20 protein-coding genes, 1 tRNA gene and 1 pseudogene are annotated in these 23,899 nt (G+C 70.6%); 9 read left to right on the top strand and 13 right to left on the bottom strand.

Annotated elements, in window-relative coordinates; translation table 11 throughout:
* Positions 1-230 precede the first annotated feature (230 nt).
* The 3 genes from AC3IF3_RS18415 to AC3IF3_RS18405 all read right to left on the bottom strand — a co-directional run bounded on the left by AC3IF3_RS18415 (position 231) and on the right by AC3IF3_RS18405 (position 4,666).
* Positions 231-1,691 carry a PAS domain S-box protein gene (locus AC3IF3_RS18415; protein ID WP_489229797.1) on the bottom strand — a complete coding sequence of 487 codons (1,461 nt, stop codon included), beginning with the start codon at positions 1,689-1,691 and terminating at the stop codon, positions 231-233.
* 531 nt (positions 1,692-2,222) lie between these two features.
* Positions 2,223-3,869: an ATP-binding response regulator gene (locus AC3IF3_RS18410; RefSeq protein WP_489229795.1), complete on the bottom strand. Its 1,647-nt coding sequence runs from the start codon at positions 3,867-3,869 to the stop codon at positions 2,223-2,225.
* A 164-nt stretch (positions 3,870-4,033) separates the two neighbouring features.
* A complete protein-coding gene (locus AC3IF3_RS18405; protein WP_489229794.1) occupies positions 4,034-4,666 on the bottom strand; it encodes a LuxR C-terminal-related transcriptional regulator in 633 nt (210 codons plus the stop codon).
* Between the two features lie 309 nt (positions 4,667-4,975).
* Between AC3IF3_RS18405 and AC3IF3_RS18400 the strand changes: the two genes are divergently transcribed.
* The 7 genes and pseudogenes from AC3IF3_RS18400 (at position 4,976) to AC3IF3_RS18370 (ending at position 13,546) form a co-directional block, all read left to right on the top strand.
* On the top strand, positions 4,976-5,329 hold the full coding sequence (locus AC3IF3_RS18400) for a hypothetical protein (RefSeq protein ID WP_489229792.1): 354 nt from the start codon (positions 4,976-4,978) through the stop codon (positions 5,327-5,329).
* Positions 5,330-5,554: 225 nt separating this feature from the next.
* Positions 5,555-6,907, top strand: a complete 1,353-nt coding sequence (locus tag AC3IF3_RS18395) for an SWIM zinc finger family protein (RefSeq protein WP_489229791.1) — start codon at positions 5,555-5,557, stop codon at positions 6,905-6,907.
* Entirely contained in the window at positions 6,907-8,463 is a 1,557-nt protein-coding gene (locus AC3IF3_RS18390) for a DUF5691 domain-containing protein (protein WP_489229790.1), read from the top strand. Before AC3IF3_RS18395 ends, AC3IF3_RS18390 begins: the two co-directional genes overlap by 1 nt.
* A 27-nt stretch (positions 8,464-8,490) precedes the next feature.
* Positions 8,491-9,591 (top strand): ATP-binding protein, encoded by a 1,101-nt coding sequence (locus tag AC3IF3_RS18385; RefSeq protein WP_489229789.1) that lies wholly within the window; start codon positions 8,491-8,493, stop codon positions 9,589-9,591.
* A gap of 9 nt (positions 9,592-9,600) precedes the next feature.
* Positions 9,601-11,898, top strand: a pseudogene (locus AC3IF3_RS18380) (DUF5682 family protein).
* Positions 11,895-13,058, top strand: coding sequence for a VWA domain-containing protein (locus tag AC3IF3_RS18375; RefSeq protein ID WP_489229788.1), 1,164 nt, complete (start codon positions 11,895-11,897; stop codon positions 13,056-13,058). Before AC3IF3_RS18380 ends, AC3IF3_RS18375 begins: the two are co-directional and overlap by 4 nt.
* Before the next feature lie 173 nt (positions 13,059-13,231).
* Complete coding sequence (locus AC3IF3_RS18370) at positions 13,232-13,546, top strand: hypothetical protein (RefSeq protein ID WP_489229787.1); 315 nt, start codon at positions 13,232-13,234, stop codon at positions 13,544-13,546.
* A gap of 94 nt (positions 13,547-13,640) precedes the next feature.
* On the opposite strand, the gene AC3IF3_RS18365 is transcribed toward AC3IF3_RS18370, so the two are convergent.
* A tRNA-Glu gene (locus tag AC3IF3_RS18365) sits at positions 13,641-13,716 on the bottom strand.
* 103 nt (positions 13,717-13,819) lie between these two features.
* Between AC3IF3_RS18365 and AC3IF3_RS18360 the strand changes: the two genes are divergently transcribed.
* Positions 13,820-14,824 (top strand): RluA family pseudouridine synthase, encoded by a 1,005-nt coding sequence (locus tag AC3IF3_RS18360; RefSeq protein ID WP_489229786.1) that lies wholly within the window; start codon positions 13,820-13,822, stop codon positions 14,822-14,824.
* A gap of 237 nt (positions 14,825-15,061) precedes the next feature.
* A complete protein-coding gene (gene rpoH / locus AC3IF3_RS18355) occupies positions 15,062-15,955 on the top strand; it encodes an RNA polymerase sigma factor RpoH (protein ID WP_243971931.1) in 894 nt (297 codons plus the stop codon).
* Between the two features lie 52 nt (positions 15,956-16,007).
* Here rpoH and AC3IF3_RS18350 read toward each other — a convergent pair whose 3' ends face one another.
* From AC3IF3_RS18350 to AC3IF3_RS18310, 9 genes are all read right to left on the bottom strand, one after another.
* Complete coding sequence (locus AC3IF3_RS18350; protein WP_489229785.1) at positions 16,008-17,417, bottom strand: histidine kinase; 1,410 nt, start codon at positions 17,415-17,417, stop codon at positions 16,008-16,010.
* 281 nt (positions 17,418-17,698) lie between these two features.
* Positions 17,699-18,991 carry an adenylosuccinate synthase gene (locus AC3IF3_RS18345; protein ID WP_489217591.1) on the bottom strand — a complete coding sequence of 431 codons (1,293 nt, stop codon included), beginning with the start codon at positions 18,989-18,991 and terminating at the stop codon, positions 17,699-17,701.
* Positions 18,992-19,134: 143 nt separating this feature from the next.
* On the bottom strand, positions 19,135-19,422 hold the full coding sequence (locus AC3IF3_RS18340) for a hypothetical protein (RefSeq protein ID WP_489217590.1): 288 nt from the start codon (positions 19,420-19,422) through the stop codon (positions 19,135-19,137).
* A 110-nt stretch (positions 19,423-19,532) separates the two neighbouring features.
* A complete protein-coding gene (locus AC3IF3_RS18335) occupies positions 19,533-20,384 on the bottom strand; it encodes a D-amino-acid transaminase (protein ID WP_489229784.1) in 852 nt (283 codons plus the stop codon).
* 28 nt (positions 20,385-20,412) lie between these two features.
* Positions 20,413-20,766 carry a hypothetical protein gene (locus tag AC3IF3_RS18330; RefSeq protein ID WP_243971941.1) on the bottom strand — a complete coding sequence of 118 codons (354 nt, stop codon included), beginning with the start codon at positions 20,764-20,766 and terminating at the stop codon, positions 20,413-20,415.
* Between the two features lie 52 nt (positions 20,767-20,818).
* Positions 20,819-21,064 (bottom strand): DUF2335 domain-containing protein, encoded by a 246-nt coding sequence (locus AC3IF3_RS18325; protein ID WP_489217589.1) that lies wholly within the window; start codon positions 21,062-21,064, stop codon positions 20,819-20,821.
* Positions 21,065-21,103: 39 nt separating this feature from the next.
* Positions 21,104-22,411, bottom strand: coding sequence for an adenylosuccinate lyase (purB, locus tag AC3IF3_RS18320; protein WP_489229783.1), 1,308 nt, complete (start codon positions 22,409-22,411; stop codon positions 21,104-21,106).
* Between the two features lie 103 nt (positions 22,412-22,514).
* Entirely contained in the window at positions 22,515-23,261 is a 747-nt protein-coding gene (locus AC3IF3_RS18315) for an arginyltransferase (protein WP_489229782.1), read from the bottom strand.
* A 124-nt stretch (positions 23,262-23,385) separates the two neighbouring features.
* Entirely contained in the window at positions 23,386-23,874 is a 489-nt protein-coding gene (locus AC3IF3_RS18310; RefSeq protein ID WP_489229781.1) for an RDD family protein, read from the bottom strand.
* Positions 23,875-23,899: the final 25 nt, after the last annotated feature.

Raw genomic sequence — 23,899 nt, 5'->3', positions numbered from 1 at the left:
TGTACGTTCCGGCGACCCGCCGGGCCGCCACGCGATGCATGACGCTCAGCCCCGGACCCCGGCCGGGTTTCGGCGGGGGATTGACGTTGGCGTCCTGGACCGCACGCTTGCGCTCCCCGGCCGGCTAACGCGCTCGAGCCGTCCGTTCGTCCGGGGTTAGGAAAGACCGACCGTCAGATGTCGATCGCCCCGCCCGTTACAATAGTGCTTTCGTACCGGTATTCTGAAATTCAGCTACCGGCCGCGTGAAGTGGAAACCCGTTTTCGCGCCCCCAGACGAGCGCCTCGGTGCGTCGGTGGACGCCGAGCTTCCGGTACAGCGCAGCCCCGTGATTGCGCACGGTGTTGCGCGACAGGCCGAGCTTGCGCGCGATGGCGTCGTCGTCGAGACCCGCGCAGATCAGGTTCAGGATCTGACGCTCCCGCACCGTCAGGTTTGGGGCGGATCCGTCCGCGCTCTCCCGGCCGGGGCGGCGGAGGTTGGCGAGCTTCTCGATCAGGCCGCGGCTGAACCACGAGGTATCGGCCATCACCGCCTCGATGGCGCCGAACAATTCGCGCTCGGTGTGCTTGCGGTCCGTGATGTCCTGCAGAACCAGCAGCACGAAGTCGGCATCGTTGATGGTGACCCGCTCCGCGGAGACCATGCAGTCGAGGTTGGATCCGTTCTCGTGACGCAGGCACACTTCGACGCCGAGGACGCTCCCGTCCCGGGCGACCGCGGCCTCGAAAGCCGCCCGCTGGGCATGCGCGACCCAGAGACCGGCCTCGTCCAGGCTGCGCCCGACGACCCGATCCTCACCGAGGCCGAAGACCCGCCCGAAAGCCTCGTTGACGCCGGTAACCGTGAAGTCGTCCGCCCGGACCAGGATGGTCGGGATCGGCGTGAGCCGGAACGACGTGGCGAACCGCTCCTCGCTCTGGCGGAGCGCGGTCTCGGCTTTGCGGCGCAACTCCAGATCGGCGAAGGTGAACAGCATGCACGGCTCGTCGCCCATCTCCATGGGCTGCCCGGCCACGATCACGAAACGCCGTCCGCCATCCGGCAGGTCGAGGCAAGCCTCCATCTGCGGGATCGTGCCGCCCTCGTTGAGACGCGAGACCGCCAAATCCCGGTTGCGGGCATTGGCGAGCACGTCGACCTCGTAGACGCTCCGTCCGATCACGGCCTCACGGGTGTAGCCGGTCATCTCCAGGAAGCCGTGATTGACCTTGACGTGACGCAGATCTGCGAGCCGCGTGATCAAGGCCGGCGCCGGATTGGCGTTGAAGGTCCGCTCGAAGCGATCCTCGGCCTCGAACTGGTCGGAGACGTCCTTCAGGATCAGGGCGAGGCAGCTCGGGGCACCATCGCGGTCGGTGGCGACCAGGCTTCGGAGCGAGTGGACGAAATCGCAATCGGGCCGGTCCGCGCGGGTGACCTCGACCACCACATCGTGGAAGGTTTCGCCGGCGACGACGCGTTCGATCGGGTAATTCTCCGGCGCCCGATGGTTGCGGTAGCGGAGCGAGAAGCGCGCGCGATAGGCATCGACCGTCGAGCCGAGCTCGTCGAGCGTTTCGACCCCGTGCATCGCCAGGGCGGCGGCGTTGGCATAGGCGATCGACTGGTCGGGCTCGACCAGGATCACGCCCTCGCTAAGGCCAGCGATGATCTGCCGAAGTTCGTGCCTGTCGACGCCCTCCGTCACGATCCGACCGGTTCCCATCCGCGCGCCGCTGCCCCATCGGCAACGCGGCTCAAACGGGTCGCGCGCAACGTGGTTCCGGTCGGTCGGGAATTATCACTGGTATACTTGCATCATTGGCGCCGTCGATATCGACCAGAGATGAGTGCCGGCCGCTCTTTGCGTCGAAGAACCCGACGGGTTCCAGACCATCGGTCGATGTGAATCATTCGAACGGGCAACCGGTCGGCAAACAGCGGGAACCGCCCAGCGATGCCAGTTCCGGTCACGCCCAGATGCAGGGGCAACACGGCGACAGGCCGCGCCAAAACGATTCGGACGGTGTTGCGAAAGACCCTCGCTCGCCCCTCAGCGCGATCCTGTGACGCCTGACCCAATCCTCGGTGGTGCCGCGATCGTCCGGCACGCCCGGGCGTCTTCATGGACAACCTGATCGGCCTGGTGCCGCGGTTGCGCCGCTATGCCCTGTCGCTGGCCATCGACCGGCTCGCTCCCGCGTTCCAGTTCAGGCTCCCGCCATCCCGACGACTGCTTTCATCTGTTAGGCGATGGATCGGGGCGCATCCTCAACCGTGCCGCAAGGAGAACGGAGCGCAGCTCGGCCGGGCGAGCCGGCTTCGACAGGATCGGGATGTCCGGCGCGCCCAGGTCCGCGCGTACGCGCGTCGCGTCGTGGCCACTGATCACCACCGCCGGCAGCGCGCGCCCCAGGAGGCCGCGGACCGCCGCGATGCACTCCGTTCCCGTGACGCCGTTCCCGAGTTCGAAGTCGGTGATGAGGAGATCGATCTCGGCGACGGCGTCGGGGATCGCGGATTCGGCCAGAACCCGGCATCCCCAGGTCTCGAGCAGGCTCGCCGTCGCCCTCAGCACGGCCTCGTCGTCCTCGACCAGAAGCACCCGCAAGCCGCCCATCGTCGGGGACGGGTCGCGTGCATCCCCGGCCGCCGCGGGCCCAGGGTCCCGGGTGACCGGCAGGTTGCCGATGCTCACGCAGGTCCCGCGGCCCGGTACCGAGCGAAGCGTCACCGTCAGGTCCAGCAGAGCCCCGAGGCGGCGAACGATAGGCAGGCCGAGACCGACTCCCTCAAGATCCCGGTCGCCGCGTTGGCGGACCCGGTAGAACTCGTCGAAGACCCGCTCCTGATGCTCGACCGCGATCCCGGGACCGCGATCGTAGACCTGGATGGCGAGGCGGCCCCCCCGTCGGCGGCAGGCGATCAGGATCGGCCGGCCGGGGGCGTACTTGATCGCGTTGTTGACGATGTTCTGCACCATCGTGGTGAGCAGCGCCCGGTCGGTGTTCACGACGCACTTGCAGGGACGCGCGCGCAAAGCGGTCCCGTCGCGCAGCGCCGCCTCGGAATTCTGGCGCCGCACGTCCTCGATGATCGCGTCGATCGACACGGGCTCCGGACGGGGCTCCAACTTGCCGCTGTCGAGGGTCGAGATGTCCAGCAGCGACTTGAACAGGCGCGAGACGCTCTGCAGGGACCGGTCGATGTTCTCGACCATCTGCAGTTCGTCCCGACCCAGCCTGGCGCTCCGCAGGCAGGCGGTGAACAGGCTGATCGCGTGGATCGGCTGGCGCAGATCGTGGCTCGCCTGCGCCAGGAAGCGCGACTTGGACAGATTCGCCTCTTGCTCGCGGGCGTAGGCGCCGCGGAGACGCTTCAGTAGGGTGTAGATGTAGGTCGGCACGAGGAGCGTGATGGCCGTCAGCGTCAGGACGACGAAGGGATTGTCGCGCCAATAGGCGTTGCAGTACGTCGTGACCGCGATCGAGATCAGGGCGGCGGCCGTAGAGGCCGTCAGGGCGCCGGTCCCGTAGCGCAAGCCGTTGCCGACGATCAGTCGGATCACGATCATGTACAGCGGCAGGAACGGGGCGCCGCCCACGGCCATCGCGTAGGTCATCCCACCCAGGTCGAGGAGGACGGTGATCACGCGCCGCGGTGTGTTGCCGCCGGGATGCCGGGCGATCCAGCCGTACAGCGCTACGGCAAAAAGCCAGTGGCACGTCACCAGGTACGCGACGAACCGGGCCTCCGGCGGGGCGATCCCGCCGAGGATCTGGGGCAGGAGATACAGGCAGACGCAGCCGATGATGACGGCCCGGATGAGCGCCTGGGCCTTCTCGTTGTCGTAATCCTCGTCCGGCCGGCTTCGCGATAGGGTCATCGGCGGCTCAGGGCTGCCCGGCGAGGCGCAGCGCGGCGCCGATGCCGTCCCGTGCCTTTGCTCGGAGCACCCCTCCGGCGTCCGCTCCGGGCCGGCCCCGGCGCGCTGTCCTCGACTCGTCGAGTCCAGGGGCCCTGTCGCGTCGAAGCTCGGCCGCGGCCCCGTCATCCCCCGAGGCCGGCATTGGCCGCCTTCGCGGCGGCCGCGGACCGGGAGGGGACGTCGAGCGCCCTCAGGAGCGACGAGACATGAATACGCACCGTGAAGGGCGAGATGTCGAGCTCCCGGGCGATCTCCTTGTTGGTGCGCCCCTGGGCGACTAGGCGCAGCACCTCGTGCTGGCGCCGCGTCAGGGGCGGGAGCGGACAGCGCGGCGTGCCGAGGCCCGAAACGGCGCTGCGCCGGATCACCAATTCCCCGTCGCGGATCGCCGCGATCGCCCGGGTGATCTCGCACGCGGGCAGCGATTTGCCGATGAACCCGTCGGCGCCATCCGCCATCACCGCCCGAATCAGGCTCTCGTCCTCGATCATCGACACGACGACGATCGAGGCGCGCTCGAATTCCACGCGCAGCGCGCCGATCGATCGCCGCGGATCGAGGCCGGGAAACAGGAGGTCCAGGAAGAACGCCTGCGGCGGTGGCCCGGCACGGGCCGTCGCCAGGACCTGCTCCATCGTGGCGGCCTCCCGGACGAGAGCCTGCGGGTAGAGCCGTTCGGCGATCTGCCGCATGCCCTCACGGAACAGCGGATGATCGTCGGCGACGATCAGGGTCTCGCAGGCTGAGCCGTTCATTCCACTCCCAGAAGCGGCATCGCAATCGGTCCTCCGAGGCCGCGTCGACGCTGCCAGACCGGGAAAGACCTGCGCCTCGTCAAGCCTGTTGCGATAGGTCCTGCGCACCAATAGATCGGTTTTTTCCGTCTGCCCAGAAGTCGGTTTGGTGGATGCCTAGGCAAAGACCACGATGTTTTTGAAACAATATAATCAATCTTAGTCGATTGAAGGATCTTTTATAAGAAAATACAGCACGAGAATTACATCATTGCGTGTTATTGGACCTGAAGAATATCAGATATCGAACACGATAGTAGTGGGCACCGAGTGCAGGTCGACGACACGGTTTCCGATCGCGGCACAGCCCGCCCCGGCGCGGGCAAGCCGATGCTCTCGCCGAGCCGCATCGTGATCGTCGGCGGGTTGGTGGCTGCGGGCGCAGTGGCGGGCGTGCTGCTTGCGGGCGGCCGCGAGGCGGCCGAGGCCTGCCAGGCGTCGCTGGGCATGATGCGGCTGTTGAAAACGACGGCCGAGCCCGGCGGCGCGGTGCGCATCCGGACCGGCAATGACCTGTCGCCGGCCTTCACCGTCGCCGACGGGCCGATCAACCTCGAGATGTCGCGCGTAGTGCTACCGGTACACCGGAGTGGACAGGGGCCATATTCTGCGCGGGCGCATTAGCTGGCCATAAGAAAGTCCGCTGCAATTATTGCAAATTTAGCAGTCGTATTGCTTAGAATAGTCAACTATTTAGGCTGTAACTGGATGATAACTCAAAAAATATTCAGCATCTAAGCTGAAAAACCTGATTTCCGCGGCCAGCTCGGCCGACGACACTACCCAACCCGCCGAGCGTCTTCTACCGTCACGCACCGGTACCGAATCGGCACGACTACATCCGATCGCATGACCCTGACCGCCGACCAAATCCTCGATCTCGCCCCGGATGCGGCCAGCCGCAAGGCCGGCCAGGATCAGGCGAAGCCGGCGCTATGGCACGGGCTCGGGCGCACCGGCACCCTGGTCTGGGGCGAGATCAAGGGCAGCGGAGCCGCGCCCTACCGGACGGTGGCGGATCCGGCCGGGCCGGCGGCCAAGTGCAGCTGCCCGAGCCGGAAATTCCCCTGCAAACACGCGATCGGACTGATGCTGGTCGGGGCCGCCGCGGCGCTGCCCGAGGCCGAGCCGCCGGACTGGGTCGCCGCCTGGAGCCGCGGGCGGGCAAATCGCGTCGCCGCGAGCCGAGCGGGAGACGCCGCCAAACCCGTCGACGCAACCGCACAGGACCGGCGGCGGCAAGCCCGCGCCGAGAAGGTCTCCGCCGCCCTGGATGAACTCGACCTGTGGCTGCGTGATCTGATGCGGCGCGGGCTCGCGGCGGCCCGGGCCGAGCCCTACGCGTTCTGGGACCGCATGGCCGGGCGTCTGGTCGACGGGCAGGCGCCCGGCCTCGCCCGTCGGGTCCGCGCCCTGCCGGGCCTCGCCGCGGCGGGGTCCCGGCCGGGCGCGGCTGCCCCCGAGACGGCTCTGGCCCTCGGCATCGGCCGGCTCGTGCTCCTCGTCCGGGCGGCCCAGCGCCTCGACGCGCTCGCGCCGGAGCAGGCGGCCGGCGTGCGCGGTGCCATCGGCTTCCCCGTGAGCGCCGACGCATTGGCGGCCCGTGCGGGGGTACCCGACGCGTGGGCCGTCCTCGCCCACACCGTCACCGAGGAGGACAGGCTGACGGTCCGCACCGTCTGGCTCGTGGGGCGCCGGACCGGCCTTCCGGCTCAGGTGATCGATTTTGCCGCCGGGGCGGGAGCTCTGCCGCTCGTGCCGTCCCCGGGCCAGGATTACGTCGGGAGCCTCGCCTTCCATCCGGGGGACCCGCCGCTCCGGGCGGTCCTCCGCGACCGCACGGTCGTGGCCGCCGCCGCCGCGCTGCCGGGCGCTGGGAGCGTGGCGCTGGCCCGGGACACCTTCGCGGCAGCCCTGGCACGCGCACCCTGGACCGAGGCCTGGCCGGTCTGCGTGGCCGGCGTGCGGCTCGGGCATCTCGCGGGCGGCGGCGGCCTGGCGGCGGGCGATTCCACCGGCTGCCTGCCCCTGCGGGCCGACCCGCACCTCCCCGCCGTGCTGGCGGTGTCAGGGGGCCATCCGGTCGATCTGTTCGGTCTCTTCGATGGCTTCGGCCTCCAGGTCCTGGCCGTGGGCGCCGCCGGGCGCCGCTTCGCGGTCCCGGCGCAGGATCCGCGCCCGATCCTTCTGCGGGCGGCCTGATGGACGCCGTATCGCCCGGATCGACCGCGGTCGCGGAGGCCTGGGATCGGACCCTGGCGGCCGCCCTGCTCGGGGCCGACCGCGCCGGGGCGCATGGGACCGACGGCGACCTCGTGGTGTTCGACCCGAGCGGCGATGCCGGCGCCATCCTGCTGGAGCGGCTCGCCGCCCACGGGATACACCGCCTCGCCGGGTCAGGCTTTGCGCCGGACGCGCTGGTGCCGGTGACCGTGCGCCCACCCGCGGGTGCCGAATGCCCGCCCGCGGCGGCGTCGCGCCTCGCCTTGCTCCTGACCACGGGGGACCGGGCCCGCTTGGCGGAATGGTGCGATCTCGCGGGCGAGGCGGGGCTGCGGGCCCCGGCCTGGCTGCTGCCGGCACTGGCGGCCCGCCGCGGCGACCTGCCAGAGGCGGTCGCGCGGGTCGCCGGCGCCGAACTCCCCTGGCTCGACCGGGCCTGTGCCGGCGCGGGCCAGCCGGAGGCCACGCCAACCGCGCCCGACTGGACCCTGGGCGCTCCCGCGGAGCGCCAGGCCGCCTTCCGCAGCTTGCGCGCAGGCGACGCCGCGGCGGCGCGCGCGGCCCTCGCAGCCGGGTTCACCGCCGAGAAGGCGGGGCTGCGCGCGCGGTTCGTGGCGGCCCTGGCGGTCGGGCTGTCGGAGGCGGACGGTCCGTTCCTCGAAACCTGCCTGAATGACCGCGCCGCCGAAGTCCAGGCGGAGGCGCAGTACCTGCTCCCCCGCCTGCCGGGTTCGGCCTTCGCGGCCCGCATGGCGGCCCGGGCGCGGGAAGCCCTCCGGATCGAGGCCAAGCGCCGGCTGCTCGGAACCGCCTACACCCTGAGCGTCACCCTGCCGGAGGAAGATCCGGCGCTGGCCCGGGACGGAATCGCCCCGCGTGCCCATGCCGGGCAAGGGAGCGGCATCCGGGCCGGGCTGCTGCGGGAGGTGCTGGCGGAGTCACCGCTCCACGCCTTGGCCGAACACCCGCCGCGGCGCTGGATCGAGCTGGCGCTGCGCACCGACTGGTCGCGCGAGATCTGCGCCGGTCTGCTGACCGCTGCGCGCCGCGCGGGCGAGCCCGCCTGGAGCGAGGCTCTGGCGACGGTGCTGGGCGAGGCCTGCGCCGGGCGGCTCCCGGGCGTCGCACCCTCCGAAGCGCTCCGGGCCGACTGGGCGGCGGCGGCGGCCCTGCTGCCGGCGACGGATTGGGAACGGCTGGTGGAGGGACTCATCCGGGCCGACGCGACGGCGAACGTGCTCGTGCATCTCGGACAGGGACCGTCGCGCTTCTCCGAGCCGTTCACGCGCGGCCTGCTCGGTTGGCTCGCCGCCCTGATCGGGCGCGGCACGGTACCGGACCCGCCCTGGCAGCTCGGCCGCCTGATCGACGGCTTGGCCGAGCGGGCTTCGCCAAGCCGCGATGCCGCGGCCGCGGCGGGCGCACTCCGCGACCGGTTCCCGCAGGACGGCGACCGGCATCTGGCCGGCGCCCTCGCTCGCCTCGCCGAGACCCTGGAGCTGCGCGCCGCCATGCGGCGCGACTTCGCCGCCTGACGTGACCCTTTCGGAGACCGCCCCACGATGAGCCCGACCGACACGTCCGCCACGGCCCGGCTGCGCCTGGCCGCCGAGGAGGCCTTCGCGGAGGAGATCGCGGCCCTGTGCGCCGCCGACGACCGGGCCCGGCCGCCGAACTGGCGGATGTCGCCGCAGGCGGTCGTCACCTATCTGATGGGCGGGTCGCTGCCCTCCGGCGCTGCGATCAGCCAGAAATACATCGGTGACCGGCGGCTCATGGAGATCGCTGTGGCGACGTTGGCGACAGATCGGGCCCTGCTGCTGCTCGGGGTTCCGGGGACCGCCAAGAGCTGGGTCAGCGAGCATCTCGCGGCGGCGATCTGCGGCACCTCGCGGCTCACCGTGCAGGGCACGGCCGGGACCAGCGAGGAAGCGATCCGCTACGGCTGGAACTACGCCCTGCTGCTCGCCAAGGGGCCGAGCCGCGACGCCGTGGTTGCCTCGCCGGTGATGCGGGCGATGGAGCGGGGCCAGATCGCCCGGGTTGAGGAGCTGACCCGCATCCCCTCGGAGACGCAGGACAGCTTCATCACCATCCTGTCCGAGAAGACCTTGCCGATCCCCGAACTCAACGACGAGGTGCCGGCCCGGAAGGGCTTCAACCTCATCGCCACCGCCAACAACCGCGACCGGGGGGTGAACGAGTTGTCGAGCGCGATCAAGCGCCGGTTCAACACCGTGGTGCTGCCGCCGCCTGCCACGATCGAGGCCGAGATCGCCATCGTGGAGACGCGGGTGGCCGCCCTCGGGCGCGCCTTCGAGATCCCGGCCCAGCCCCCGGGCGCCGACGAGATCCGCCGGGTGGTGACGATCTTCCGGGAGCTGCGCGAGGGCGTGACCGCGGACGGGAAGGCCAAGGTGAAGCAGCCCTCGGGGACGCTCTCCACCGCCGAGGCGATCAGCGTGGTCGGCAACGGGCTCGCGCTCGCCGCCCATTTCGGCAACGGCCGGCTCACAGCGCGGGACCTCGTCTCGGGGATCGGCGGCGCCGTGGTGAAGGATCCCGTGCAGGATGCCATCGTCTGGCGGGAATACCTGGAGACCGTGGTCAAGGAGCGGCCGGACTGGTCCGACTTCTACCGCGCTGCCCGCGAAATCGGCTGAAGGCGCGTCATGGCCGAGATCCGGATCTTCGGCATCCGCCACCACGGCCCGGGCTCGGCCAAGTCTCTTCGGGCGGCGCTCGACGGGTTCACGCCGGATTGCCTGCTGATCGAGGGGCCGCCGGAGGCCGAGCCGCTGCTCCCGCTCGCCGCCGATCCCGGCATGAGCCCGCCGGTGGCGCTCCTGGTCTACCGGCCGGACCGGCCGCGCTCCTGCGCCTTCTTCCCCTACGCCGGGTTCTCGCCGGAATGGGTCGCCCTGCGCCACGGCCTCGCCACCGGGATCCCGGTCCGCTTCATCGACCTGCCGCAGGCCGTCCGGCTCGCGGACGGGTTTCCGCCCGGGCCGAGGCCTCCGGAGGCCGCGGCAGCCGATGCCGCAGCGGAGCCCGCGATCGAACGCCCGGACCCCGCCGCCGCGATGCGGCGCGATCCACTGGGCGAGCTTGCGCAGGCGGCCGGGCACGCCGACGGCGAGCGCTGGTGGGACGCCCTGGTCGAAAGCCGGGGCGGTGAGGCCGGCGACGTGTTCGGGGCCATCGCGGAGGCGATGACGGCCCTGCGCGAGGCGGAGCCGGAGGGGGCCGAACCCGAGGACGCGGCCCGTGAGGCGCAGATGCGGGCCGGCATCCGGCGCGCCGCCCGGGACGGGTTCGCGCGGATCGCCGTGGTCTGCGGCGGGTGGCACGTCCCGGCGCTGCTGCGCCACGACGCGCGCGGCCAGGCCGCGGCCGACACCGCGATTCTCAAGGGCCTGCCCAAGGCCAAGGTCGCCGCCGCCTGAGCACCGTGGTCCTATCCGCGGCTGGCGGCGTCGAGCGGCTACCGGGCCGGCGTGCTGTCGCCCGAATGGTACGACACCCTGTGGAACCACGAGGGCCGGGTCGCGGCCGGCTGGCTCGCCCGGGCGGCCGCGCTGCTGCGCGCGGCCGATCTCGACGCCTCGCCGGCCTCGGTGATCGAGGCCACTCGCCTTGCCGAGGCCCTGGCGGGCTTCCGCGGCCGGGCGCAGCCCGCCCTGGAGGATCTCGACGAGGCGGCTCTCGCGACCCTGTGCTTCGCCGACCCGGCTCCGATGGCCCTGATTCGGCGCAAACTCGTGATCGGCGAGCGCCTCGGCGCGACCCCGCCGGGCAGCGCTGGCACCCCCGTGGAGGCCGATTTCGAGGCCCAGTGCCGGCGCCTGCGGCTCAAGCCCGGCGCGGAGGCCGGCGAGATCACCCTCGACCTGCGCAAGGAGACCGACCTCGCCCGCAGCCGGTTCCTCAACCGGCTGCGCTTGCTCGACATCCCCTGGGGGACGCCCCGCCACGCGCGCGGGCGCGGCACCTTCAAGGAGGCGTGGGCCCTCGCCTGGCAGCCCGATTGGGTGGTGGAGCTGGTGGCGGCCTCCGCGGATGGCGGCACGGTCGCGGAGGCCGCCGCCGAGCGGGTCCGCGCCAAGGCGCGGGGCGCGACCCGGATGGCCGAGCTCGCGGCGCTGATCGGCACGCTGCTCGATGCCGACCTCGCGGCGGCGAGCGGCGACGTGATCCGGGCGCTCGATGCCCGCGCCGCCGTCTCGGCGGACGTGTTCGACCTGATGGAGGCGTTGCCGCCGCTCGCGGAACTCGCCCGCTACGGTTCGGTCCGGGCCTCCGACACGGCACCGGTCCTGGCCCTGGTGCGGGGGCTGCTGCCCCGGGCCGCCGCCGGCCTCGTCGCCGCCTGCCAGAGCCTCGACGACGCGGCCGCCGCCGCCGCGAAGACCCGCATCGTCGCGGTCTCCGGGGCGGTCGCGCTCCTGGAAGATCCGGACCTCACGTCGGTGTGGCGGGACGCCCTGCGGGCGCTCGCCGACCAGGAGCATGTCCACGGCCGGGTGGTCGGCCGGGCCGTGCGCCTCCTCCACGAGGGTGGCGCCCTGACGGATGCCGAGGCGGGCGACCATCTGCGCCGCGCCCTGTCGCGGGCGACCGGGGCTCTGGCGGCGGCGGCCTGGATCGAGGGTTTTTTGGAAGACAGCGGCACGACGCTGATCCACGGCCGGGGCTTGCTCGCCTTGGTGGATTCCTGGCTCTGCGGCCTGTCCCAAGAAACCTTCGCGGAACTCTTGCCCCTGGTGCGCCGGACCTTCGCGACGCTGGCCCCGGCCGAGCGCCGCGCCATCGGCGAGGCCGTGGCCCGGCCGGAGGGCGCGGGCGCCGGCGACGGACTCCCGGGGGCGACGTTCGATGCGGCGCGCGCCGAGCGGGTGCTGCCGATCCTGCGCCTGCTCCTCGGGCCCGAGCCCGCTGCCTGGGAAAAAACATCGGAGGCGACGGCGTGAGCGAGACCGAGCGCCTGCGCCGCTGGCGCCTCGTCCTGGGCGGCGGCCCGGCCGACGGCACCGGCTGCTCCCTGTCGGAGCGCGACCTGCGGATCGATCAGGCGCTCGGTGCCCTCTACGATTCCGACCGCAAGGGCGGGCTCGGCGCCTCCGCGCCCTCCGTGCCGCGCTGGCTCGGCGATATCCGCGACTACTTCCCGGCCTCCGTGGTGCAGGTGATGCAGCGCGACGCGTTCGAGCGGCTCGACCTCAAGCGCATGCTCACCGAGCCCGAGATGCTGGAGGCCGTGGTGCCCGACGTGGCGCTGGTCTCGACGCTGATCGCGATGCGCAGCCTGCTCGGCGGCCGGACCAAGGAGACCGCCCGGCTGGTGGTGCGCCGGGTGGTCGAGCAGCTGATGCGCAAGCTCGAAGAGCCGGTGCGGCAGGCGGTGAACGGCGCGATCGACCGCTCCCGGGTGAACCGGCGGCCACGCCATGCCGAGATCGACTGGAACCGCACCATCCGGGCGAACCTGCGCCACTACCAGGCGGACTATGGCACGATCATCCCGGAGACCCGGCTCGGCCACGGGCGCCGGAGCCGCGGCTCCCTGAAGGACGTGGTTTTGTGCATCGACCAGTCAGGCTCGATGGCCGCCTCCGTGGTCTATGCCAGCATCTTCGGCGCCGTGATGGCCTCGCTGCCGGCGGTCTCGACCCGGCTCGTGGTGTTCGACACCGAAGTGGTCGACCTCTCTGACACCCTCGATGATCCGGTGGAGGTGCTGTTCTCGGTGCAGCTCGGCGGCGGCACCGACATCAACCGGGCGGTGGGCTACTGCGCCTCGCGCATCACCCGGTCCGAGGACACGATCCTCGTGCTCATCTCTGACCTCTACGAGGGCGGCGTCATGGAGGGGCTGCTCGGCCACGCGCAGCGCCTCGTCGCCGCCGGGGTGCAGTTCGTGGCGCTGCTGGCCCTGTCGGATTCCGGCGCCCCGGCCTACGACCGGGCGCTCGCAGCCCGGCTGGCGGCCTTGGGCGTGCCGGCCTTCGCCTGCACGCCGGACCTGTTCCCCGACATGATGGCGGCGGCGATCCGCAAGGCCGACCTCGAAGCCTGGGCGGCCGCGGCCGGCATCGCGGCAGTGCGGGCGGATCCGGGGCCGGACGCCTGACCCTTCAGCGGGCACCGATCGGGTGCGACCTGTTCAGCCGCGCTCCAACCCGTTCGCGCGCACGCATTGACGGGCCGCGTGCCATCCCTGCGTAAAGCCCCGGCGTCTCGCCGATCTCGGCACGGGCCGACCGATGATTTGCAGAGGACTGGATGCAGAGAATCCGTCCTTGTTTGCTGATCGGATCAAAATTCTGCGCGTCTTCCGCCTCGGCGCAGACCTGTGCGGAAAAGTACCGGAGCGACGGCATCCCGATGCTTCAGCCGCTCACGTATCAATCCTGGGCCATCATCCCCGGCGTGAACCCCAAGGTCGCATTCGACCGGACGACCCAGGCTGTCCTCGCGAAGGGCGTCATGGCGATCCGCACGGGCCTGATCACCAGCCAGACGCACTGGCTGGCCGCCCGCAACGCGCGGTTCGGCGAAGGGCGACAACGCGCTCTACCGGGAAACCCCGACCGAGCGCCTGCACAGGGTTGCCGGTGAGCACTACGTCAACGGAGAACGTGGTCCCACCGCAATTGCGGGTTCCGAGCACACCTTTGTTAAGGCGCTGTCAAACTTGCGGAAAATGCACCGGTGGCGCTCCCAAGGGGAATCGAACCCCTGTTTTCGCCGTGAGAGGGCGACGTCCTAGACCGCTAGACGATGGGAGCTTTCCGGCGGTGCGGGGGTGCTATAGCCACGTGCCGCCGGGGGGGCAAGGGCCTTCCTTGGGAAATCCGCCGCGACCGGGCGGATCGAGCGCGGACAGGGATCGTGGTGGATAGGGATATCGAGGACCGCACCGGGATCGTCGCGGAGGGTGGCCTGCGGCTCGACCGCGCCCTGGTGGCGCTGTTTCCGGACCTGTCCCGAGCCCGGTTGCAGGATCTCATCCGGGACGGCCACGTGACCAGGGATGGCGCGCTGGTGCGCGATCCCGCCCAGAAGGTCGCGGCCGGTGCCCGCATCGCCCTGACGCTGCCCCCGCCGGCGCCGGCCGTACCGGCCGCGGAGGCCGCGGATCTGCCGATCGTCTACGAGGATGGCGACCTGATCGTCATCGACAAGCCGGCAGGCCTGGTGGTTCACCCCGCCCCCGGCCACGAGAGCGGGACCCTGGTCAACGCGCTGATCGCCCATTGCGGGGCGAGCCTGTCGGGGATCGGCGGGGTGCGCCGCCCCGGCATCGTCCACCGCCTCGACAAGGATACGAGCGGGCTCATCGTCGTCGCCAAGAACGACGCCGCCCATCAGGGGCTCACCGCACAGTTCGCCGATCACGGCCGCACCGGGCCGCTGGAACGCGCCTACGCGGCCGTGGTCTGGGGCCTGCCCCAGCCGCGCGCCGGCACGATCCGCGCGAATCTCGCCCGCTCCCGCTACCACCGTGAGAAGATCGCCGTGGTCTCCGACGAGTCCGGCCGGCACGCGGTCACGCACTACGCCGTCACCGAGGTCTACCCGGAGGCCGCCCTGGTACGCTGCCAGCTGGAGACGGGGCGGACGCACCAGATCCGCGTGCATCTTGCCCATCGCGGCCATCCCCTGCTCGGGGATCCGGTCTATGGCGGCGCGTTCCGGACCAAGGCTGCACGCCTGGCACCGGATGCCCGGGCCGCCCTGGAGGCTCTGGGGCGACAGGCGCTGCACGCGGCGCTGCTCGGGTTCAGCCATCCGCGCACCGGCGAGACGCTGCGGTTCGAGAGCCCGCTCCCCGCCGATCTCGCCGCGCTCGTGACGCATCTGCGGGCCGGCGTGAGGGATGGCACGGTGCTGTAACCGCTCCCCTGCGGCGTGCGAAAGATCACCCCGTACCGCGTCACATCGTGCCATGGTACGACCAAATCGGCCGATGGCGCGTTGGTGGCGACGTAGGTGTCCTCAATCGCGACCGGCTCGCCGGCGGCTCATGCGAACATGGGTTGCCGACAGGGTCGGCTCAAGAGCGGCCCGAGTGGACGGCACTGTTGTCCGTCGCGTCCGCCCGACAGGGGGACATAGGTTCAGGAGATTGCCATGGCCGGTACGCTGCCCGTGCTCGCCAACGAAGGTGGCCTGTCGCGCTACCTCGACGAGATCCGCAAGTTCCCGATGTTGGAGCCGACGGAGGAGTTCACGCTCGCCAAGGCATGGCGGGACGCGGGTGACCGCGAGGCCGCGCATCGCCTCGTGACGTCGCACCTGCGCCTCGTCGCCAAGATCGCTATGGGCTACCGCGGCTACGGTCTGCCGATCGGCGAGGTCGTGTCCGAGGGCAATGTTGGCCTGATGCAGGCGGTCAAGCGCTTCGATCCGGACAAGGGTTTCCGGTTGGCGACCTACGCCATGTGGTGGATCAAGGCCGCGATCCAGGAATACATCCTGCGCTCGTGGTCGCTGGTGAAGATGGGCACCACTGCCAACCAGAAGAAACTCTTCTTCAACCTGCGCAAGGCCAAGGGCCGGATCTCGGCCCTGGATGAGGGCGACCTCAAGCCCGACCAGGTCGCACACATCGCCACCCGCCTGGGCGTGCCCGAGCAGGACGTGATCGACATGAACCGGCGTCTGTCCGGCGACACGTCGCTCAACGCGCCCCTGCGCGAGGAGGGTGAGGGCGAGTGGCAGGACTGGCTGGTCGACAACGCCCCGAGCCAGGAAACCGTGCTCGCCCGCGAGCAGGAGGGACAGAACCGTCTCTCGGCCCTGCGCGACGCCCTCGGCGTGCTCAACCCGCGCGAGCGCCGCATCTTCGAGGCCCGGCGGCTCGCCGAGGATCCGATCACCCTGGAGGATCTCTCCGGCGAGTTCGGGGTCTCCCGTGAGCGGGTCCGGCAGATCGAGGTCCGCGCCTTCGAGAAGGTGCAGGAGGCGGTCAAGCGCAACATCGCCAACCGGGAATTGCCGCGGGCGGGTATCGAAGCCCACTGATCCCCGGGGTAGGCGCGCCCGTCGCGCCTCCCCACCGCCGGGGCCGCGGCGCTCACTGCCAGGCGTCGAACGCGCTCCTCATCACCTGCGTCCCGGCCGAACCCTTCTCGAACGTCAGGACCGCGCGCCGGCCGGACGTGTAGCGCAGGGCCAGATCGAACCAATTCCGGTGCAGCAGCATGTCGGTGTTGCGCTCCACGTCGTTCGGGAGCGACGAGAGCCCGATGAGGAACAGGTTGTCGCGAACGCGCACCGGCAGGCCCGAGACCGGGGAGCCGCGGGCGTTCTGATCGTCCTTCGCCTGAAGCAGGCCGACATCCTGGACCATCCGGCCGCCGCCACCGCCGGTCTGGCTGAAGGCCAGGTTCACCGTGTGGGACGCCGGCAGGGTCGTGTCCAGATTGCGCTGGATCGTCATGACCAGCGTGAGACCCGCATCCGGAACGGTCACGGTTGCCACCACGGCGTTCTGAAGCGGCTGCCCCTGCTCACCGTTCACCGTATCGAGGCGCCAGGTCACCCGGCCCGGGAGCGATGTCGGCTGCGCATTCTCGCCGCCCGCCCCCTCTTCGATGAGTTCGGCCCGCTGGGCGACCGAGACCGTCGACTCGTTGGCCGGCGCGGCGGCGCGCGGCGGCGCGGCGCTTTCCTGTCGCGGAGCGGCGCGTGGGGCGGGCGTCGCGTCACCGCCGACGCGGTCGCCGAACTTCGTCTCGCCCTCGGGCTGCTGCGTGTTCGCTGTTTCGGCACCCCCCGAGGCGAGGATCTGCGGCCGGTCGCGGAGCAGGAAGGCCGCAACGGCGATCAGGGCGATGACCACGGCGAGCACGCCGCCGACGAAGACATTGCGCAGCACCCGGGATCGGCCGGCGCGCGGGGGCACGACCTCGATGCGTGGGCGTTGGCGGGCGTTGCCGGGATCGATCGCCGCCGCGGCGGGATCGGGATCCCCGGCCGGTGGGGCTGCGGCGGCCGGCGCGAACGGCTCGGGCGCGGCCGCCTGGGCCGGGCCTGGGCGCCGCGGGGTGATCGCGATCGGGGCCTCACGGGGCTCCGGCTCGGGTGTGAGCGTCGGCGGTTCGTAGCGCGCCTCCACGGGCGCGTCGTCGGGCGCATTGAAGGGCGGCCTAGCGGCGGGAAGGGTGGGCTCGGGAGACGGCTGGGGGGGCGACGGCTCCGGGAGCACGGGCTGCACGGCGGGCTGTCGGGCGGCCTCCGCCGCCTGCGCGGCATCGTTGGCCGGGGCCGGAAGTCCGCCGTGATCGACTTCGAGCCGCTCGATCGCGGCGTCGAGGGCCCGGCGCTCGAGGTCGATATCGGCCTCGGATAGCGGCGGGTCGAGGGAGCGGAGCTGGCTGATCAGGGCGTTGCGCGCACGGTCGTAGACCGCCTTGCGCAGGGCGGGCGTTCGATCGGGCAGCGCATCGAGTGCGCGTGCCAGAAGCGGGTAGTAATCGGCCATGTGCCCCTGATCCGCCCCTACGGCCGCTATCCGGCGATGCCGGTCGGTGGCCGGAAGCCGAACACCGCGCCCGTCCCGGCCGGGTCGGTCACGGCCCTCGGCCGGTGATGTCGTGTCCTCCCAGCGCGAGGCCGCGGCCGAACGCCGGTCGTGTCTTCGTTGGCCGCCGGCCTCCAGGACGGCTGCCGAGCCGCGTGTCCGTTTTAGATCGCGGTCACGCGGCGTGGATACAGACGGGATCGTCGAAAAGACGCGTCGTCAACGGGATAGCGTTCCGCGCGTCAATCCTCGAAGGGGTTGTGCATGAGGATCGTGTCGTCGCGCTCCGGCGAGGTTGACAGCAGCGCCACCGGCGCGCCGATCAACTCCTCGATCCGGCGGACATACTTGATCGCCTGCGCCGGCAGGTCCGCCCAGGACCGGGCACCCGCGGTGGTCTCGGACCAGCCGGGGATCACCTCGTAGACCGGCTCGACGCGGGCCTGGGCGGCCTGGCTCGCCGGGAGGTGATCGATCGGCTTCCCGTCCAGCATGTAGCCGGTGCAGACGCGGATCTCCTCGAAGCCGTCGAGGATGTCGAGCTTGGTCAGGGCGATCCCGTGGATGCCGGAGGTCCGGACCGTCTGGCGCACCAGCACGGCGTCGAACCAGCCGCAGCGGCGCTTGCGTCCGGTGTTGACGCCGAACTCCCGGCCGCGGCTGCCGATGGTCTCGCCGATTTCGTCGAACAGCTCGGTGGGGAACGGCCCCTCCCCGACCCGAGTCGTGTAGGCCTTGGCGATGCCGAGCACGTAGCCGATCGCCCCTGGGCCGAGGCCCGAGCCGGTGGCGGCCTGCGCGGCCACGATGTTCGACGAGGTGACGAAGGGATAGGTGCCGTGATCGACGTCGAGCAGGGCACCCTGCGCCCCCTCGAACAGGATCCGCTTGCCGGCCCGGCGCTCCTCGTCGAGGAGCCGCCAGACCGTGTCGGCATAGGGCAGGACCTTCGGTGCGATGGCCTTCAGCTCGGCCAGCAGGGTCTCGGCGTTGACCTCGTCGATTCCGAGGCCGCGCCGCAGGGCGTTGTGGTGGGTCAGGACGCGCTCGATCTTGGCCGGCAGTGCGTCCGGGTCGGCGAGGTCGACCACGCGGATCGCCCGGCGCCCGACCTTGTCCTCGTAGGCCGGCCCGATCCCGCGCTTGGTGGTGCCGATCTTGAGGCCGGCATTGGCGGTCTCGCGGAAATGGTCGAGCTCGCGGTGAAGCGGGAGAATCAGTGTCGCGTTGTCGGCGATACGCAGGGAGGCGGGCGAGACCTCGACGCCCTGCGCCCGGATCCGGTCGATCTCGTCCACGAGGTGCCAGGGATCGACCACGACGCCGTTGCCGATCACCGAGAGCTTGCCGCCGCGCACCACGCCCGAGGGCAGCAGCGCCAGCTTGTAGGTCACGCCGTCGATGACCAGCGTGTGGCCGGCATTGTGCCCGCCCTGGAACCGGACGACGATGTCGGCCTGCTCGGACAGCCAGTCGACGATCTTCCCCTTGCCTTCGTCGCCCCACTGGGCGCCCACAACGACGACGTTGGCCATGTCTGCCTGCTTACCCGCGACGGAAACCGGGACGGCGCCATCCACGGGTGCAGGCGGCGCACGTCGTGAGCCGTTTCCGCGATCCAGGCAGCGAAATCAAGCAATCCGGCCGCATGGCGGCCCCCGAGACCGGTCGCGGCGGATTACTTCGCCTCGGTTCCCGGCGAACGCCCCGGCAATTCGTTCGGCTTGATCACCGGCATCGAGCCGGACTGGTCCGGGCTCACCACGGTCCCGGTCGTTCCGGTTTCGGGCGGCTTGATGACGCCGTCGTTCTGCCGGAGCCTGTCGCTGAGCGACTGGTCCCGGGACGGCGTCTCGGTCGCCGGCGGCCGGGCCGGGTCGGGCGTCTGCGCGTCGGCCGACCCGGCAAGGGTCGTCGCGGCGAATGCGGTCGCCGCGAGGGCGGCCAGCAGGAGCGTCTTCGGCAAGAGGAGCCTCCCCGTTTCGGGATACGAATTCGGGGAGGAACAGACGGAGCGTGGATCCGTTCCTGCCGTCGGCTCGGGCTGCGGCAGCGCCCCCGGGCGGGATCCGGGCCTCAACCCTGGCGGGCCGTCTCGATGTATAGCTCGCGCAGGCGTCGGGTGAGCGGACCGGGACTGCCCTCTCCGATCGGCCGGTTGTCGATCTCGACCACCGGCATCACGAAGGCCGAGGCGCTGGTGTAGAACGCCTCCTGGGCCTCGTAGGCCTCCGCGACGGGGATCAGGCGCTCCTCGATCCGCAGGTCGGCCTCCTGGGCGAGCCGCAGGACCGAAGCCCGGGTGATGCCGGGCAGGAGCGCCGTCGACAGCGGCCGGGTCACCAGCACCCGGTCGCGGCTGACGATGAACGCCGTGGACGAGGAGCCCTCCGTGACCGCCCCGTCCTCCACCATCCAGGCCTCCGCGACGCCGGCCTCCGCGGCCTGCTGCTTGGCGAGCACCTGGGCCAGCAGAGCCACCGACTTGATGTCCCGACGCTTCCAGCGGAGATCCTCGACGGTGATCACCCGGGCGCCGGTCTCGACCAGCGGGTTGGCCAGCACGGTCTTGGCCTGCGTGAACATCATCACGGTGGGCGCCACATCCCCCTTCGGGAAGGCGAAGTCGCGCTCGGCGACGCCGCGCGTCACCTGCATGTAGACCAGCCCTTCGGTGACGCCGTTCCTGGCGACCAGCTCGGTCTGCAGGCGCTCCCAGCCGGCCGCATCGTGCGGGTTACGGATACCGATCTCGCCCAGGGAGCGATCCAGGCGGGCGAGATGCGCGGCGTTGTCGACGAGCCTGCCGTCGAGGATCGCCGAGACCTCGTAGATCCCGTCGGCGAACAGGAAGCCGCGGTCCATGATCGGCACGCGGGCCTCCGCGAAGGGGAGGAATTCGCCGTTGAGGTAGACGATGCGGCTCATGATGGTGGCTCTCTATCGAAGTCTCAGGTCAAAAATCCGAATGGCGCTTATCGACCGCGTTGCCTGCATGGCCAACACCATTCGGACGTTGGCCACCCCAGACGAACACACCGGCCAGTCCCGCGATCGGCGTGACCAGGGCTGCGATGGCGTAGACATTGGCACCTTGAGCCACTGCGAATGCACCCAGGGCTATGGTGCCCGACGCGAGAGCCGTGCCGAGAAACAAGCACAGATGCCGATAGATCCGCGCGTGCGAAGCATCGGCCACCATGGTCCGTAGCTGAGCCCGTCGTTCGTCGTCATCCGTTTCCAAGGCACGAAAGTATGCGTCCAGGAAGCGCGCGCCACTGCCCGGAACGAGCGCTTCGAGGTCCGCCACGACACCGAGATCGGGCCAAGCGCCGTTCGACGGCTTCGGTGGCCCGGACATCTCAGTGTTCGAAAGCCTTCAGGAAGAAGGCGGCGAAGCCCACGCACGCCCCGGATGCGGCGATCAGCAGTGAACCGTAGGATAACAGCCGCGTAAAACGCTCCTCGCGCGCGAGCAGCTTCTGAACCCAGAGATCTCGATCGGACCTGCGTTCTGCGAGCGCGACGATGCGCTCGGCAGATCCGGGCAGGACCTGCTCATACTTTTCCAAATCGCTTGGCGCGGGCAATGCGGAGGAATCGGCCATGCCGAACCTCATAGCACGACCTGCGCCTTCCCGGCGCATTCAGGCCGCGCCGAACACCCGCGAAAAAATCGTGTCGACGTGCTTGAAGTGATAGCCGAGATCGAAGCACGCCTCGATCTGCTCGGGGGTGAGCGCGGCGGCGACCTCGGGATCGGCCTTCAGCAGCGCCAGGAAATCGCCCTCCCCGCGCCAGACCGGCATCGCGTTGCGCTGGACCAGCCGGTAGGAATCCTCGCGGGAGACCCCGGCCTGGGTGAGCGCCAGCAGCACCCGCTGCGAGTGGACGAGGCCGCCGAGGCGGTCGAGGTTCTTCTGCATGGTGGCCGGGTAGATCAGCAGCTTCTCGATCACCCCGGTCATGCGGGCCAGGGCGAAATCGAGGGTCACGGTGGCGTCGGGGCCGATCATCCGCTCCACGGAGGAATGCGAGATGTCGCGCTCGTGCCAGAGGGCGACGTTCTCCAGGGCCGGGGTGACGTACCCGCGCACCATCCGGGCCAGGCCGGTGATGTTCTCGGTGAGCACCGGGTTGCGCTTGTGCGGCATGGCCGAGGAGCCCTTCTGGCCCTCGGAGAAGAACTCTTCCGCTTCCAGCACCTCGGTGCGCTGGAGATGGCGGACCTCGATGGCCAGACGCTCCAGCGACGAGGCAACGACGCCGAGCGTCGCGAAGAACATCGCGTGGCGGTCGCGCGGGATGACCTGGGTCGAGACCGGCTCGGGCGTCAGGCCCATCTTCGCCGCGACGTAGTCCTCCACCCGGGGATCAATGTTGGCGAAGGTGCCGACCGCCCCCGAGATCGCGCAGGTGGCGACCTCCGCGCGGGCCGCAACGAGGCGCGCCCGGTTGCGCGCGAACTCGGCATAGGCCTGGGCGAGCTTGAGACCGAAGGTCACCGGCTCGGCATGGATGCCGTGGGAGCGGCCGATGGTCGGCGTGTGCTTGTGTTCCAGAGCGCGGCTCTTCAGCGCCGCCAGCAGCGCGTCGACGTCGGCGATCAGGATGTCGGCGGCGCGCACGAGCTGCACATTGAGGCAGGTGTCGAGCACGTCCGAGGAGGTCATCCCCTGGTGGACGAAGCGCGCCTCGGGACCGACGATCTCCGCGAGATGGGTCAGGAAGGCGATGACGTCATGCTTGGTCACCGCCTCGATCGCATCGATACGGGCGACGTCGAAGACGGCGTCCCTGCCCTTCGCCCAGACCGTCTCGGCGGCTGCCTTCGGGACGACGCCGATCTCGGCGAGCGCCGTGGTGGCATGGGCCTCGATCTCGAACCAGATCCGGAAACGAGTCTCGGGCGACCAGATCGCCGTCATCGCGGGGCGGCTGTAGCGGGGGATCATGGGGCCTCGGCAGGGTCCGGAACACGTGCCAGGCGGGTAGCATGCACCGCCCCGGGCGCTCAATGCGGATCCGTCATGGCGGAACGGCACCGGATGCGGAGCGTCAGTCCGCCCGTACCCAGCCCTGGCCCATCAACCGCTCCTGCGGCAGGAAGCGGGACTTGTAGTCCATCTTGCGCGAACCCTCGACCCAGTAGCCGAGGTACAGATACGGCAGGCCGAGGCGCTGGGCGCGCCGGATATGGTCCAGGATCATGAAGGTGCCCGGCGAGCGCCCGGCCTCAGCGGGATCGTAGAACGAGTAGACCATCGACAGACCGTCGGCGAGGACATCCGTCAAGCAGTAGGCCAGCGGCGGGCCCGAACCGCGCCCGGTGATCGCCGTGTCCGGCCCATGCCGCCGGTAGGACACCAGATGCGTGTCGACATGGCTGTCCTCGACCATCATGGCATAGTCGAGCACCGTCATGTCCACCATGCCGCCGTCGCCGTGCCGGGCATCCAGATAGCGGCGGAACAGGGCGTATTGCTCGGAGGCCGGCCGGTTCGGCTCCGGCGTGCCGACCCAATCCGCATTGCGGGCCAGGGTGCGCCGCTGGCTCGCGCTCGGCTCGAACGCATCGACCACCACGCGTACCGAGATGCACGCCCGGCAGGTCTCGCAGGCCGGCCGGTACGCGATGGTCTGCGAGCGGCGGAATCCGCCCTGCGTCAGGATCTCGTTGAGATCGCGGGCGCGCCGTCCGACGAGGTGGGTGAACACCTTCCGCTCCTCCTGACCCGGCAGATAGGGGCACGGCGAGGGCGCGGTGAGGTAGAATTGCGGTGTGTCGCGCGGATGACTGGTCACGCTCGGTCTTGACCCTGCACCGGGTCTGTCCTCTCGGCGCCGGCATGCCAATGTACAGGCGTGGCGGCCCGGCTCAATGCCCAGGGCCGCCGCCGGGCGAGATTTTCACCGCGGCACAGACGCCTCAGCGTGCGTGGACGACGGCGAGGCCGAGCAGCACGTCGTGCCCGAGCCGCCGGTCGGACCGGACGAGGCCGAAGGCGACGTCCACGCACCACAGCAGGAAGGTCGAGACCGCCACGTAGAACAACAGGGCGTGGACGGCCGCCGTGATGATGTCCACCCGGGCACCGCTCTCGGGTGCCACGACCCGCAGGCCCATCAGCCGCTGCCCGATCGTGCTCTGCCGTGCACCGCCGACGGTGATCGCGCTGTAGATGATCCCGCTCGCCGGCAGGACGGCGAACAGGGTCCAGCCCAGCCCGAAGGTCACGACGCCCACCACCGTGATCAGCAGCGTCAGAAGGGCGGTGAAGCCCATGATGAACAGGATGTCGAGGAGGTAGGCCACGGTGCGGCCGCCCAGGCTCGCGCGCACGAACGGGACGGGCAGCGAGGCCGTGTAACCGGGCGTCTCGAATCGCGGGGCGTAACCAGATTGCGTGTTCTGCATGATGTCGCGTCCTGCAAGCGAGGCT

The organism is Methylobacterium sp. J-118 (genome assembly GCF_057836565.1).
The sequence above is the reverse complement of the archived record's forward strand: the minus strand, read 5'-3'. Positions and strand labels throughout refer to the sequence as shown.